At 70.2% G+C, this 13063-nt stretch carries 15 protein-coding genes; 10 read left to right on the top strand and 5 right to left on the bottom strand.

The features are described from left to right. Window positions 1–2: 2 nt before the first annotated feature. On the top strand, window positions 3–1289 hold the full coding sequence (locus tag VGJ24_RS09825; RefSeq protein WP_331500382.1) for a class I SAM-dependent methyltransferase: 1287 nt from the start codon (window positions 3–5) through the stop codon (window positions 1287–1289). On the opposite strand, the gene VGJ24_RS09820 is transcribed toward VGJ24_RS09825, so the two are convergent. Beyond that, complete coding sequence (locus VGJ24_RS09820) at window positions 1274–2362, bottom strand: phosphatase PAP2 family protein (RefSeq protein WP_331500381.1); 1089 nt, start codon at window positions 2360–2362, stop codon at window positions 1274–1276. The genes VGJ24_RS09825 and VGJ24_RS09820 overlap by 16 nt on opposite strands. Window positions 2363–2429: 67 nt before the next feature. Between VGJ24_RS09820 and VGJ24_RS09815 the strand changes: the two genes are divergently transcribed. From VGJ24_RS09815 to VGJ24_RS09805, 3 genes are all read left to right on the top strand, one after another. Beyond that, complete coding sequence (locus VGJ24_RS09815) at window positions 2430–3194, top strand: siderophore-interacting protein (protein ID WP_331500380.1); 765 nt, start codon at window positions 2430–2432, stop codon at window positions 3192–3194. After that, window positions 3187–4107, top strand: coding sequence for a GTPase Era (era, locus tag VGJ24_RS09810; protein ID WP_331500379.1), 921 nt, complete (start codon window positions 3187–3189; stop codon window positions 4105–4107). The genes VGJ24_RS09815 and era overlap by 8 nt, the downstream gene beginning before the upstream one ends. An 87-nt stretch (window positions 4108–4194) precedes the next feature. Continuing rightward, complete coding sequence (locus VGJ24_RS09805; protein ID WP_331500377.1) at window positions 4195–4338, top strand: hypothetical protein; 144 nt, start codon at window positions 4195–4197, stop codon at window positions 4336–4338. 93 nt (window positions 4339–4431) lie between these two features. Here VGJ24_RS09805 and VGJ24_RS09800 read toward each other — a convergent pair whose 3' ends face one another. Both VGJ24_RS09800 and VGJ24_RS09795 read right to left on the bottom strand, forming a co-directional pair. Then, on the bottom strand, window positions 4432–5256 hold the full coding sequence (locus tag VGJ24_RS09800; protein ID WP_331500376.1) for a septum formation family protein: 825 nt from the start codon (window positions 5254–5256) through the stop codon (window positions 4432–4434). Continuing rightward, window positions 5253–6044: a septum formation family protein gene (locus VGJ24_RS09795; protein ID WP_331500374.1), complete on the bottom strand. Its 792-nt coding sequence runs from the start codon at window positions 6042–6044 to the stop codon at window positions 5253–5255. Before VGJ24_RS09795 ends, VGJ24_RS09800 begins: the two co-directional genes overlap by 4 nt. Before the next feature lie 101 nt (window positions 6045–6145). On the opposite strand from VGJ24_RS09795, the gene VGJ24_RS09790 reads away from it, so the two are divergent. Beyond that, entirely contained in the window at window positions 6146–7579 is a 1434-nt protein-coding gene (locus VGJ24_RS09790) for a chlorohydrolase family protein (protein ID WP_331500373.1), read from the top strand. A 78-nt stretch (window positions 7580–7657) separates the two neighbouring features. Next, window positions 7658–8224 carry a GNAT family N-acetyltransferase gene (locus VGJ24_RS09785; protein WP_331500372.1) on the top strand — a complete coding sequence of 189 codons (567 nt, stop codon included), beginning with the start codon at window positions 7658–7660 and terminating at the stop codon, window positions 8222–8224. A gap of 174 nt (window positions 8225–8398) precedes the next feature. Here the strand turns inward: VGJ24_RS09785 and VGJ24_RS09780 are convergent, their stop codons facing one another. Beyond that, the gene (locus VGJ24_RS09780; RefSeq protein WP_331500371.1) at window positions 8399–9157 is read right to left on the bottom strand and encodes an SAM-dependent methyltransferase; all 759 of its coding nucleotides are present in this window, start codon (window positions 9155–9157) and stop codon (window positions 8399–8401) included. Then, a complete protein-coding gene (locus tag VGJ24_RS09775) occupies window positions 9157–9294 on the bottom strand; it encodes a hypothetical protein (RefSeq protein WP_331500370.1) in 138 nt (45 codons plus the stop codon). Before VGJ24_RS09775 ends, VGJ24_RS09780 begins: the two co-directional genes overlap by 1 nt. A 140-nt stretch (window positions 9295–9434) precedes the next feature. Here VGJ24_RS09775 and VGJ24_RS09770 point away from each other — a divergent pair, with 140 nt between their 5' ends. The 4 genes from VGJ24_RS09770 to VGJ24_RS09755 all read left to right on the top strand — a co-directional run bounded on the left by VGJ24_RS09770 (window position 9435) and on the right by VGJ24_RS09755 (window position 12342). After that, the gene (locus VGJ24_RS09770; protein WP_331500369.1) at window positions 9435–10055 is read left to right on the top strand and encodes a hypothetical protein; all 621 of its coding nucleotides are present in this window, start codon (window positions 9435–9437) and stop codon (window positions 10053–10055) included. 52 nt (window positions 10056–10107) lie between these two features. After that, complete coding sequence (locus VGJ24_RS09765; RefSeq protein ID WP_331500367.1) at window positions 10108–11019, top strand: alpha/beta hydrolase; 912 nt, start codon at window positions 10108–10110, stop codon at window positions 11017–11019. A gap of 294 nt (window positions 11020–11313) precedes the next feature. Next, the gene (locus VGJ24_RS09760; protein ID WP_331500365.1) at window positions 11314–11586 is read left to right on the top strand and encodes a hypothetical protein; all 273 of its coding nucleotides are present in this window, start codon (window positions 11314–11316) and stop codon (window positions 11584–11586) included. Window positions 11587–11859: 273 nt separating this feature from the next. Beyond that, entirely contained in the window at window positions 11860–12342 is a 483-nt protein-coding gene (locus VGJ24_RS09755) for a hypothetical protein (protein ID WP_331500363.1), read from the top strand. The last annotated feature ends 721 nt before the right edge of the window (window positions 12343–13063 follow it).

The raw sequence follows: 13063 nt of genomic DNA, 5'->3' as shown, positions 1-13063 counted from the left end.
CCATGAACATCGCCGACGCTTTCGAGCAGCTGATCCAGGGGCCACTGCCCTTGCGCTTCACGGCGTACGACGGCAGCGCGAGCGGACCGGAGGACGCGCCGTTCGGCTTCGAGCTGAAGAACGAGCGTGGCCTGTCCTACCTGATGACCGCGCCCGGTGACCTCGGGCTCGGCCGGGCCTACGTCACCGGCGACCTGGTCGTGACCGGCGTACAGCCGGGTGACCCCTACGACGGGCTCAAGGCGCTGCAGAAGGGTCTGAAGCTGCGTCGCCCGTCGCCGGCCGAGCTGGTCAAGATCCTCTCCGGTCTCGGGATCTCCCACCTGAAGCCGCCGACCCCTCCGAAGGAGGAGACGCTGCCACGCTGGCGGCGGGTCATCGAGGGCGTGCGTCACTCGCGCATCCGCGACAAGGAGGCGATCCACCACCACTACGACGTCTCCAACGCGTTCTACGAGTACATCCTCGGCCCGTCGATGACCTACACCTGCGCGGTGTTCCCGACCGAGGACGCGACGCTGGAGCAGGCGCAGTACTACAAGTACGACCTGGTCGCGAAGAAGCTCGACCTGAAGCCCGGCATGCGGCTGCTCGACGTCGGCTGCGGCTGGGGCGGCATGGTCCGTCACGCCGCCGAGCACTACGGCGTCAAGGCGCTGGGCGTCACCCTGTCGCGCGAGCAGGCGACATGGGCGCAGGAGAAGATCAAGAAGATGGGCCTCGACCACCTGGCCGAGGTGCGGCACAGCGACTACCGCGAGGTCACCGAGTCCGGCTTCGACGCCGTCAGCTCGATCGGCCTCACCGAGCACATCGGCGTCCGCAACTACAAGTCGTACTTCACGTTCCTGCGCGACCGCCTGCGTCCGCAGGGCCGGCTGCTCAACCACTGCATCACCCGGCCGCACAACAAGCACCAGGAGACCGGCGCGTTCATCGACCGCTACGTCTTCCCCGACGGCGAGCTGACCGGGTCGGGCCGGATCATCACCGAGGCGCAGAACGTCGGCCTCGAGGTGGTGCACGAGGAGAACTTCCGGCTCCACTACGCCCGCACGTTGGCAGGCTGGTGCAAGAACCTCCAGGACAATTGGGACGCCTGCGTCGACGAGGTCGGCGAAGGCACGGCCCGGGTCTGGGGTCTGTACATGGCCGGCTCGCGGCTCGCGTTCGAGCGCAACGAGATCCAGCTCCACCACGTGCTCGCGGTGAAGACCGACGACCTGGGCCACGACGACTACCCGTGGCGGCCGACGTTCCCGATGGACGCGAGCTACCCGGAGGCCTGACCGACCAGGGCGGTACGGCGGAGTCGCTGGGCGCGCAGGTACCGCCAGCCGGCGATCACCGCCAGCGCGTACGCCGCGCCGGCAAGCTCGTCGATCAGGTAGTGCTCGCCGCCGTAGAGCAGGGCGAAGCCCATGGCGAGCGGGTAGCAGGCCAGCAGCGCCTTCTGCCACCAGCGCTTGCCGAACCAGAAGAAGCCGGCCGCCAGGGTCGCGTACGCCGTGTGCAGCGACGGCATGGCGGCGACCGGATTGACGAGGTACTGCCCCTGGCTGACGATGCCCCCGACCATGTGCAGACCGATCAGGTCGAAGCCCTCGGACGTGTAGCGCCCGACGTACGGGCCGGGGAAGACCCCGCGGTCGTCGGCGAGCCAGGGCGGTGCCATCGGGTAGAGGAAGTACGTCGCCACCCCGGCCACGGCCAGCACGACCACCATGTTCATCCAGATGCGGAAGCGTCGCCGGTTCCGGATCCAGAGCACGATCGCGACGATCGGCATCACCAGGAAGTGGCTGCAGTAGACCAGGCTGATCAGCACGCCGTACCACGGGATCGAGGCGCCGGCGTGGAAGTGCTGCTGTACCCAGGTCGTCGGCATCTCGGGGCCCATCCCGAGGTGCTCCCCGAGCCAGCGGTCCGCACCGATCGGGAACGAGACGTGCAGCGGGATCCCGAGGTCGTTGTGGACGTCGACGATCGGGAAGACTTTGGCCTGCACCTGGGCGGGGGAGTACGGCGAGGCGAACCCGCGGCTGTAGTCGTAGGCCAGCAGGACCGCCTGGAACGGCAGCCAGTCGACCATCATCTGCCGCCAGGCACGCCAGCCGCGGCCGAGCACGACGATCGTCAGCAGCGCCAGGATCGCGCCGTAGATGCCGAGGCGGTCGGTGGGGATCCCTTGCGTCGCCAGGAACCATCCGAGCCCCACGAGGTACGCCGCGAGTGCACCCCATCGGACGTGGCTCCAGCGCCAGCCGGTCCACGGCATCCGATCGTCGTCGTACGTGCGCGGCTCGAGATCGAACGGACGGTCATCTGACCGTTCGGTCTCCGGGGCGTCGATCGCGGCCACCCGGCGATGCTAGCCGGGGCCGTAGCCGGGGTCGGGGCCGCCACTGACGGCACTAGCCTGGGAGGCGATGACCACCAGGGCCCAGCGGTACGACGCCGTCGTCACGCGTCGCGAACCGGTGTCGCCGCACCTCGTGCGGTTGACGCTCTCGGTTCCGGGGTTCGAGTCCACCGGCATCCTCGACGAGTGGGTCGGGCTCGTGGTGCCCGGGCAGTTCCAGGTGCGCTACTACACCGTGCGCTCCCTGGACGGCGACGAGCTGGTGCTCGACGTGGTGATCCATGACGTCGGGCTGGTCACGGAGTGGGCCAGTGGTGACTGCGTCGGCGACTCCCTGGTCATCACCGCTGCCCAGGGTTCGTTCTCGCCCCCGGCCGGCGCAGCCTGGCTGCTCCTGGTCGGCGACCTGACCGCGATGCCGGCGATGGCGCGGATCTCGAGGGCCTCGACGGTCCCCACCCGGGTATGGGCGGAGGTGCCCGACGACCTGGCCGGCTACCTGCCCGACGGCACCGACGTGACCTGGCTCGAGCCACCGGCGGCGGAGGGACGGTCCCGGCTCGCCGAGGTGGTCGAGGGCATCGACTGGCCCGAGGGTGACGGCTACTTCTGGATGGCCGGCGAGTCGGCGCAGATGCGGGCGATCCGCAAGCACCTCATGCGCGTGCGGCGGCTGCCCAACACGGCGTACGACGTGATGGGCTACTGGCGCGCGGTCACCTCGCGGCAGCCGCGCTCCGTCGATCCGGGCCCGATCTGGCGCGCCGGCAAGGCGGCCGGGAAGAGCGACGAGCAGATCTGGGCGGCGTACGACGAGGCGCGCGGTGGTTGAGGGCTACCGCAGCGGCTTCGCGTCGTTCGTCGGCCGGCCGAACGCCGGCAAGTCGACGCTGACCAATGCGTTGGTCGGACAGAAGATCGTGATCACCTCCGACAAGCCGCAGACGACGCGCACCGTCGTGCGTGGCATCGTCCACCGCGACGACGCGCAGCTGATCCTGGTCGACACACCCGGCCTGCACCGCCCGCGCACGCTGCTGGGCGAACGGCTCAACGACCTGGTGCGGGCGACGTGGTCCGAGGTCGACGTCGTCGCCGTGTGCTTCCCGGCGAACGAGAAGGTCGGTCCGGGCGACCGGTTCATCGTCAGCGAGCTGGCCAAGGTCCGGCGGACGACGAAGATCGCGGTGGCGACGAAGACGGACCTGGCGACGCCGGCGCAGATCGGGCAGCACCTGCTCGACATCGCCGAGCTGGGCCGGGCGACCGACACCGAGTGGGCCGAGATCGTGCCGGTCTCGGCCGTGTCGGGCGACCAGGTGCAGCTGCTCGCCGACCTGCTGGTCGGGCTGATGCCCGAGGGGCCGCAGCTCTACCCGGACGGTGACCTCACCGATGCCCCGGAGCAGATCCTGGTCGCGGAGCTGATCCGCGAGGCGGCGCTCGACGGCGTACGCGACGAGCTGCCGCACTCCATCGCGGTCGTCGTCGAGGAGATGGGGCTTCGCGAGGACCGCCCCGACGACAAGCCGCTCCTCGACATCAGCGCCAACCTGTACGTCGAGCGCTCGTCGCAGAAGGGCATCGTGATCGGCCACCAGGGTTCCCGGCTCCGCCAGGTCGGCACCGTCGCCCGCGCTCAGATAGAGGCGCTGCTGGGCTCCCCGGTCTACCTCGACCTGCATGTCAAGATCGCCAAGGACTGGCAGCGAGACCCCAAACAGCTGCGCAAGCTGGGCTTCTGATCCCGGCGGTCAGCGCCGGGATCTTGCCAGGCGACGAACGCCTCCGGCGAGCGTATGCTGGTGACAACGTCGCCGGAGGAGGCCGCCATGTCGTGGATTCTCGGCGCCGCCTTTCTGCTAGGCGTGTGGGTCGCTGCACCGACCGTGCGGACCCTCCTGCGACGTGACTTCGAGCCGGTGCGGCGTAACGACGCGATCGTGTTCCAGGCCCAGCAGTCGTCACACCCCTGACCACCGCGGTGCTTCGCCGTCGGCAGGTCGGGCCGCACCGTCAGCCGCCCCGACGAACCGATCAGCGGGGCCGGCGCCCGCCGGCGGCCCTGCTCAGCTCGGGGCCCAGCAGACGCCGTACGTCTGACTCGCCCGCCACTGCTGCAGGGTCGGCCACTGGTAGGACCACTTGTAGCTGAGCGGGTCGCTGGCGGCGGCCCGGCCGGCGGCCTGGCAGGGCTGCTGCCCGGCGGAGCGGACGTGGTCCGCGCCGGGGTAGCCCCCGGCGGGGAAGTCGACCGTGCGCAGCGCCTTCCAGGTGTGGGGGGCGGCGCAGATGCGCTGCTCGAAGCCGGCGGTGCCGGGTTCGGCGGTGCCGCAGAGCCCGTAGTGGTCGCGTCCGTCGGGTCGCCCGAGGACACCCTGGATCGGGCCGCGGAGCAACGCGAGGTGCTGGTCGTCACGCAGTGCGATGGCCGCGCACACGAACCAGTGACCCCCCTTCGCGGCCTGCGCGACGGTAGGGGTGAACCACACCGCGCGCAGCATGCTCAGACGGCGGTCGTCCGGTGTGCCGCCCACGAACGTCGCGAAGCGGCGGGGGCAGACGGTCGACTCGAGCGTGTGTACCGCATCGCCGTCGACCGCGAGGTGCTTGTCGTAGGACCCGACGTAGAACGTGACCGCGGTGTGGATGCCGGAGCAGGGCGCCGGCTTCTTGTCGCTGGTCGGCGCCAGCACCTCGTCGTACCCCAGTCGGTAGCAGGCGTCCGCGGGTGGCGGCTTGGGTGGTTTCGGCGGGATCGTCTCGGTCGGGGTCGGGGTGGGGGAGTGCACCACCGGCGTCCCACCCGCGCTCGGATCGGAGCTGCCGGACCCGGAGCAGGCGGTCAGGACGAGCGCAACCGCGACGACGAGTGCCGGTCGGAGGAGCCTCATGTGTCGGTCCTCGCCCAGCACACCGACCGCCGGTTCCCGGCGTTCCACTCGGCGACGTGGAACCACGAGTAGCCGAAGTCGTAGTCGACCGGGTAGTCGAGCCAGGCGCCCACCGACTTGGAGCAGAAGTCGCGGGTGCGCGCCTGCACGGCCCGGTCGCCGGGGTAGGTGTCGCCCGACGAGCCGAGGACGATCGTGGTGACGGCTCGCCAGTCGTGCTTCGCCGTGCACGGCACCTTGACCGAGCCGCTGACGGTGGCGCCCTGGGCGCACACCATCCACTCGTCCTTCGGGCGGCCGAGCAGCAGCCCCTTGGTCCGGGCAGGGAGGTTGACGTAGGTGCGCGTCTGGTCGCCTCCGCCGATCACGTCGCAGCGGTACCACCGGGCCCCGGCGTCCCAGGCCGCCCGGCTCGGCCGGAACCAGGCCCAGCTCAGGATCGAGCGCATCGCCAGGCTCTCGTCGGCGCCGGTGAAGGTGATGAACCGCCGGGAGCAGGTCTGGTAGGCGAACGCCCTGACCTCGACGTCGTCGTACGACGCGTCCGCGAACGTGGTCGGCAGCGCGCCGACGGCGTAGGTCTGCGCGGTGTGGGGCTGGTCGCACGAGACCGGGTCGGTGGAGTTGCTGGGGTGTGACACGTCGTCGGGCGAGAGCATCCGGCACGCGTCCAGGTCGGGCGCCGACATGGCACCGGGAGGTGGTGCCTCACCGGCGGCGCCGAAGCAGCCGGTGACGCTGACCGTGAGCATGACGAGGGGGACGACGACACGCCAGGCGTGCGGCATCGCGGAGAACCCCCACCGGGTCGGGACCAGAACGCGGCGAGCCTACCCAAGCGGTCGAGCCCGTCCGCGGGGCGCCGACGGCGACTGTCATCATCGGCTGCGTGACGACGACGTTGTACCGGGCCGGGTGGATCGTGGCGTTCCAAGAAGGGGAGCACCGCATCCTGCGCGACGGGTGTCTGGTCGTCGAGGACGACCGGGTCACGTTCGTGGGGTCGACGTATCCCGGTTCGGTCGATCGTTACGTCGACGTACCGGACAAAATCGTCACTCCCGGCTTCATCAACACCCATGCGCACCTCGACGAGTCGCCGATCGACAAGTCCGTGCAGGAGGACGTCGGCAACCGGCAGTTCTGGCTGACCGGGCTGATCGAGATCCTCCCGACCGAGATGGCCGGGCTCGACGACGAGGGCGCGCGAGCGTGCCTCGACTACTCGCTGATCGAGCTCGCACGCACCGGCACCACGACGGTGCTGCAGATGGGTGGCATCGAGGAGTACGCCGCGGACGCCATCGAGGCGAGCGGGCTGCGGGGGTATGTCGCGCCGATGTACCGCTCCGGCCGGTGGTTCACGCCGGACGGCAAAAGGGTCGACTACGACTGGGACGCCGACGACGGTCGTCCTGGCTTCGAGAGGGCGACCGCGTTCGTCGAGCGGTTGCGCGGCCGGGCGGACGGACGGGTGCAGGGCTTCCTGGCACCGGCCCAGGTCGACACCTGCAGCGAGGCGCTCCTGCGCGACTCACGCGCGGCCGCCGACGACCTCGACGTCCCCATCTCGCTCCACGCCTCGCAGGGGGTGTGGGAGTTCCAGGAGATGACGCGGCGCCACGGACGCACCCCCGTGGAGTGGCTCGCCGACATCGGGTTCCTCGGTCCTCGCACCGTGCTCGGTCACGCGATCTTCATCAGCGGCAACTCGTGGGTGAACTTCGCCGGCGACGACCTCGGGCTGCTGGCCTCGTCCGGCACGTCGGTCTCCTACAACGCCTGGTGCTTCATCCGGCGCGGACTGGTGATGGAGTCGTTCCCCGAGTACGTCGCGGCCGGCGTGAACCTGTGCCTGGGCACCGACACCGCTCCGCAGTCGATGATCGAGTCGCTGCGCTGGACCGCGATCGCCGGCAAGGTCGCGGCACGCCGTACCGATGTGTCGACGGCGCGTCAGGTCTTCGACGCGGTGACCGTGAACGCGGCGCGGCTGCTGGGTCGGGACGACCTCGGCCGGATCGCGCCGGGAGCGAAGGCCGACCTGCTGTTCTGGCGGGCGGACGGGTTCACGATGACCCCGATGCGCGACCCGATCCGCAACCTCGTCTACTACGCCCAGGCGTCCGACCTCTCCGAGGTGCTCGTCGACGGGCAGCCGGTCGTCGAGGACGGCGTCGTCCTCGGTGCCGACATGGAGGCGGCGACCCGACGGGTGCAGCAGGCAGGCGAGCGGATGTGGTCGCGATGGCCCGCCGGGGACTGGGCCGGCCGCCCCCTCGACGAGGTCGCGCCGCAGACCTACGCCGCCTTCGACGGCTGACCGGCGCGACCCGGCCGCGATGCCGGCGCGATGCCGGCGCGATGCCGGCGCGACGCGGGCGTGCCCTAGCATCGCCGCGTGCTCGAGGTGCGCACCGCCACCGCCGCCGACCGGCGCGACGTGGTCCGCGTGATGGCCGCGGCGTTCGACGACGACCCGGTGACCCGGTGGCTCGTCCCGGCCGGTCGCTCGCTGACCCCGCTGTTCGCGACGCACGCTCGCTGGGCCCACGACGCCCAGGGCTCGACCGATCTCGCCCTGCTCGACGGGGAGCCGGTCGGGGCAGCGTTCTGGGACCCGCCCGGCCATCGGGTCCCGGCCTGGCGCCAGCTGGCCTCGATCCCGTTCTACGCCCGGGCGCTGCGCCGCAACCTCGCTCGCGGTGTCGCGCTCGAGAACGTCGTGCACCGGGCCCGGCCGCACGAGGAGTTCTGGTACCTCGCCGGCGTCGGCGCCCTACGACGCGGAGAGGGGATCGGGACGGCTCTGCTGCGCCACCGGCTCGAACGGCTGAGCGGTGCGGCGTACCTCGAGAGCAGCAAGCGGGAGAACATCCCGCTCTACGAGCGCCTCGGCTTCGAGCTCCGCGACTCGTTGCAGCTGCCCGAGGGTCCCGAGCTCTGGCCGATGTGGCGCCAGGGGTGACGGGTCGTCCGCCCCAGCGGAATCTCTAGTGACCGCTCAGGCGGACGACCCGAACAGCTCACTCGGTCGTCCGCCCCGGCGGAATCTCTAGTGACCGCTCAGGCGGACGACCCCGGTCGCCGTCACGGGCGAGCCAGAAGCCGGCGTCCGGACCCTCACCGTCGCGGTCCTGGCTCACACCGCGACCAGCTGGAGGTAGGCCAGGCCGAGGATGCCGCGGTACCCGCCGAAGTACGACGCGTGCTGCCGCGCCGCGAGCCCGCGCACCTCCTCGGCGTCCCGATGGTCGGGCGCGTGCTCGGCCAGCCACCGGGCGTAGCGGGCCGTGAACCCCGACTCGAACGTGTCCCACTCGTCCAGGTCGGCCTCGTGCACGGCCACCACCGCGAAGCCGTGCGCTTCCGCCAGGTCCACGAGCGCTCCGATCGCGACGTACTCGTCCGCGCGGCCCGAGAGCGGTGCCGTGGCAGCCGGCGTCGGCGGCGCCGACCAGATGCCCTCGCCGTACACCAGGCGCCCGCTGTGCGGGACGAGCTGTCGGAGTGCGGTCAGGGCGGCCGCGTAGTCCAGCGGCTGGGCTTCCTCGACCTCGGTTCCCCAGATCTGCGAGGCGCCGATGCAGGTGACCGCGTCGTACCTACCGGCCACCACGCGGGCATCGCGGGCCTCGAAGCCCGCGCGGTCGGCGAGGCCGCGACGTACGGCGTGCTCGCGCGCGCCGGCGAGCGACTCCTCGTCGAGATCGAGCCCCAGCCCGCGCGCCCCCGGCGCCGCTTCGAGGACCCGCAGCAGCAGCTCGCCCCAACCGCAGCCGACGTCGAGCACCGTCGTCGGCTCGCCCTCGGCCAGGAAGGAGATCAGCCGAGCTGCGCGAGCCTCGGAGAGCGGGGAGAGGAAGGTCAGGTCGCGATGGAGCGGGGTGAACGTCGGCATCATCCCCAGTCTCGACGTACGCCGCCATCGAGCGCGACCCGATTGCCGCTGACCGCATCGCCCGCGGTCACTCCGGAGTCGATGACCCCCCACCCCTCCGCGTCGTACCGGACCCGAACCAGTCCCAGGGACGTCATGGGTTCAGTCTCCCGCGTGCTTCTGGGGCGCACCCTGAGGGGGAAGTCATCATCGGACGCGGCGGCATGAGAAGCGGTCGTCGCTACGGGCGGATCGTGTGCACCCAGTAGCTGTCCGACGGCGTGGGACGATCGGCGTCATGGAGGCCTCTCGCGAGAGCCATGGCACGCCGGGCTATCCCCGCTCGGTGCGCTCGCCCCGTGGCGAGGCCCGGCGCGCGGAGCTGCTGGCGGCAGTTGCGGGGGACCTGAAAGTCAACGGGCTGGCCGACTTCTCCCTGCGCCGGGCCGCTCGAGCCGCCGGTACGACGCACAAGGTGCTGCTCTACCACTTCGACGGTGCCGAGGACTTGCTCGGCCAGGCGATCGCCTCCCTGCGCGAGGGCCGGATCGCGAACGCGATGTCGGCCGCCGCTGCCCACGACACCCTGAGCGAACGCGTCCGCGCCATCTGGCCGGTCCTGATGGAGGACGCGACCGGGCTGCGGGTGATCGACCAGGCGATCGGGTTGGCCATGTACGACCCGCAGCGGTATGCCCATCTCGCCAACGATGCCTCTGCGCTCTACCGCGGCCCGCTGATATCCCTGTGTCCGTCGGAGTGGTCGGAACAGCGGAGGGAGGAGGTCGCCGAGCTGATCCTGGCCACGATGCGGGGCTTCCTCATGGAATGGCAGACGAGCCGCAGCGCGGTTCGGATCGATCCGGCACTCAGCGCCCTGGTCCGTGCGCTCGAGCGGGAGGAGACCGCAGACGCCTGAGGTCCGGTGAACTCTGTCGACAACAAGTGAACCGCATGGTTCACTTGTGGTCATGGAGGACAGCATGGAGACAGCGAAGCGGTCGAAGGTCTGGTTCAGCAGTGGCGGGGTCGAGTGCGCGGCGTGGCACTACGTCGGCACCAACGGTGCCTGTGTGGTGATGGCCGGCGGGGCCGGGGTGACGAAGGAGCCCGGCACCGACCAGTTCGCCACGCGGTTCCATGCGGCCGGCTTCAGCGTCCTGGCCTTCGACTTCCGTCGGTTCGGCGAGAGCGGGGGAGCGCCGCGGCAGGTGCTCCGCGTGGGCGAGCAGCTGGCCGACTGGGAGGCGGCCGTCGCCTGCGCCAAGGCCCTGCCCGAGGTGGACCCGCTGCGGGTCGCGGTCTGGGGCTTCTCAACCTCCGGCGGCCACGTGCTCCGCGTCGGAGCGGGTGGGCGGGTTGCGGCCGTGGTCGCTCAGACGCCCTTCGTCGACGGGCTGGTGTCCGGCCCGAACGCCCTGCGCCACGAGACGGTGGGCGTGGTGCTCCGATTCCCGTTCATCGCCCTGACCGACCTGCTGCGTGGCCTGTTCCGTCGTCCGCCGCTGTGCGTGCCGCTGGCCGGGCCACGAGGCGCCGTCGCGATGCTCACCACCCCCGATGCCCTGGACAGCGAGCGCGCCCTCAACCCCGGCGGCCGCTATCCGGAGTGGAAACAGACGATCGCGGCGCGGTCGGTGATGCGGGTGCTCACCTACCGGCCCGGGCGTGCTGCCCGGCGGATCCGGGTTCCGCTCCTGGTCGTCGTGGCCGAGCAGGACCAGTCGGTGCTCGCGAAGCCTGCCGTCCGCCTCGCCGCCCGCGTCGCCAACGCGACCCTGGTGGAGGTGCCAGGCGGCCACTACGCCCCCTTCCTGGGGCAGCACGAGCCAGTGATCGCAGCCGAGCTGGCTTTCCTGCGCACTCACCTGCGCGTCAGCTGAGCCTCCGTCGGCCCAGGGGCGGCGAAACAGCCGCAATCTCCACCGCCGGCCGAGCCCTCCCACACGGACAGCTCATCGGCAGATCCGAGCGGATCGCTGATGAGGAGTCGCTGAGGAGCACCATCGGACCTGTGGGCGAGGAGGCGCACAGAAGGCATGAACGCTGGGAGCGCGAGATCGACGACTACCGCAACCGGCTCATGGAGAGCGCCCAAGCAACCGCTGGACAGGCCGGTTCGGAGATCAGGCACGAGGCGCGAGCTGATCATCTCTGGAGTCGGAGACCCGTCCGAGGTGCTCGTCGCGATCATGGAAGAAGCACCGTCGGACCTTGTCGTGGCGTGGAAGGAGGCGCCGTACTCGCTGGAGGAACTGTCCGCCGAGCTGCTGCGCCTTTGGGTGAAGCATCGGGGCCAGTTCAACCAGGGCGGTGCGCGGCACGACGGCACGGGCATCGACTTCACCACCACGGACCGCAAGGTGCTTGACGCGGACGATCCGCAAGCCGTACTTGGGACGCAGTACCCGATCAGCGTCCAGTGCGGCGAACCCGCTACTCATGGCTGAGACTCCAAACCGTGCCTGTCAGTGAGCCATGAGTGCGCTTCTTCGGGGTGTGCGCCCGGCCAGGTAGTGCGCGACCCATGGACCGGGCGCTCTCCCCCGACCAACTGAGCATCACCCCACCTGGGTGGAAGCGTTACACCCCAAAGGGCACGAATCCCTGCTCCCCGATCTGGGGGACGAAACCCCGGGCAATCGGGCGAATCGTGGGTCAGGAGAGACCCGGATCGACCGGGGTCAATAGGGCCGCAATGAGAGGAACGGAGAGGTAGTCCCATGAACACACGTGTGCGTCTTCTCGCCCTGGTGCTGGCGCTGACCGGAGCGCTGCTGAGCGTCCCGTCGGCCGTCGCGACAGGAGGCCACGAGACCGGCAGAACAGCCGGGCACCAACGGTTCCTGCTCTTGAGCAACAACGCGGTCAAGCCCGGCGGCATACTCCTTGGGTTCGGCCCCATCCACGCCAGGGGTACCGACAAGCAGATCAACGGGCGCACCGACCGGTTCGTCTTTCCTAGGGGATCGGTGACGATCCGGCACAAGAGGGCCGGCCAGGCCAACCACTTCGACAAGCGCACCTGCTACGGCACGTTCTCCGAGCACGGCACCTGGAAGGCAGTCGCTGGCACCGGCAGGTACAGCCAGGTGTCCGGCGGCGGCAAGTACCGGGTGCACGGAGACCTCGTCGGATGCAGCCAGAACAACCCGCCCAGGCTTTTCCAGCTCCAGATCCACGCGGCCGGACCTCTTTCGTACTAGGCGAGGTCCGCCCCGAGCGCGACGATGCCCCGGCGCACGACGCCGGGGCATCGCACTGGTCCTCCGGTGAGGCGGTTACCGTGAGGCGTTTCCCCGGTCAGCTCACGGGGGCTCGACCGGTGCGCTCACGGCGTTCAACAGAAGTTTCATCTCAGGGTGTGGCGTGAGGGCGCCGCGGGAGTCGCACTGATGGGTGCATGCCTCGACGTCTCTTCGCACCGTGCTCATCTCAATTCTTCAGCGCCAGACGGCGAAAGTGTCCACGCACGAGCCGAGCGCAACGCTCGCTGGCCCAAGCGCGATGTGGACTCGAGCGAACAGCGGCAGACGAGTGCGTTATGGGAGGAGTTCCCAAACGGCCTTCCAGGTCAGCCCGACGCTTTTCCAGACGGCGCCACCGAGACGGACGCCGCTCGACCTGGCGTCCCGAAAGACGGCTGTTGACCAGGCCACGATGCTGAGCAGCAACAGCACGGCGACGACGAGGAGCACTGACGGCGGCAGCGTCGCGAGGGAGTCGATCAACAGGACGACGCCGCACGCGAGGATAGTCAAGAGCGACAGCACCGCGACGCGCGAGGGACCGCTGAGTAGCGCACGGTCACTGGTAGTTGACACCTAGACAGCCTGGCACACGAAGGCCGCGCATCCTCGGATTCGCCAACAGCGGCATATGAAGTCGTACCAGGTCGTGCCCCTTTGTCTTCAGCCATGCCTGCAG

This window comes from Nocardioides sp. (genome assembly GCF_036493135.1).
Classification (GTDB): Bacteria; Actinomycetota; Actinomycetes; order Propionibacteriales; family Nocardioidaceae; genus Nocardioides.
Note: the sequence above shows the minus strand (reverse complement) of the source record. Positions and strands in the feature narration are given on the sequence as shown.

Coding starts and splice junctions, on each gene's coding strand:
- VGJ24_RS09825 (WP_331500382.1), top strand. CDS start 3: ATGAACATCGCCGACGCTTTCGAGCAGCTGATCCAGGGGCCACTGCCC.
- VGJ24_RS09815 (WP_331500380.1), top strand. CDS start 2,430: ATGACCACCAGGGCCCAGCGGTACGACGCCGTCGTCACGCGTCGCGAA.
- VGJ24_RS09805 (WP_331500377.1), top strand. CDS start 4,195: ATGTCGTGGATTCTCGGCGCCGCCTTTCTGCTAGGCGTGTGGGTCGCT.
- VGJ24_RS09800 (WP_331500376.1), bottom strand. CDS start 5,256: ATGAGGCTCCTCCGACCGGCACTCGTCGTCGCGGTTGCGCTCGTCCTG.
- VGJ24_RS09795 (WP_331500374.1), bottom strand. CDS start 6,044: ATGCCGCACGCCTGGCGTGTCGTCGTCCCCCTCGTCATGCTCACGGTC.
- VGJ24_RS09780 (WP_331500371.1), bottom strand. CDS start 9,157: ATGCCGACGTTCACCCCGCTCCATCGCGACCTGACCTTCCTCTCCCCG.
- VGJ24_RS09775 (WP_331500370.1), bottom strand. CDS start 9,294: ATGACGTCCCTGGGACTGGTTCGGGTCCGGTACGACGCGGAGGGGTGG.
- VGJ24_RS09770 (WP_331500369.1), top strand. CDS start 9,435: ATGGAGGCCTCTCGCGAGAGCCATGGCACGCCGGGCTATCCCCGCTCG.
- VGJ24_RS09765 (WP_331500367.1), top strand. CDS start 10,108: ATGGAGGACAGCATGGAGACAGCGAAGCGGTCGAAGGTCTGGTTCAGC.
- VGJ24_RS09755 (WP_331500363.1), top strand. CDS start 11,860: ATGAACACACGTGTGCGTCTTCTCGCCCTGGTGCTGGCGCTGACCGGA.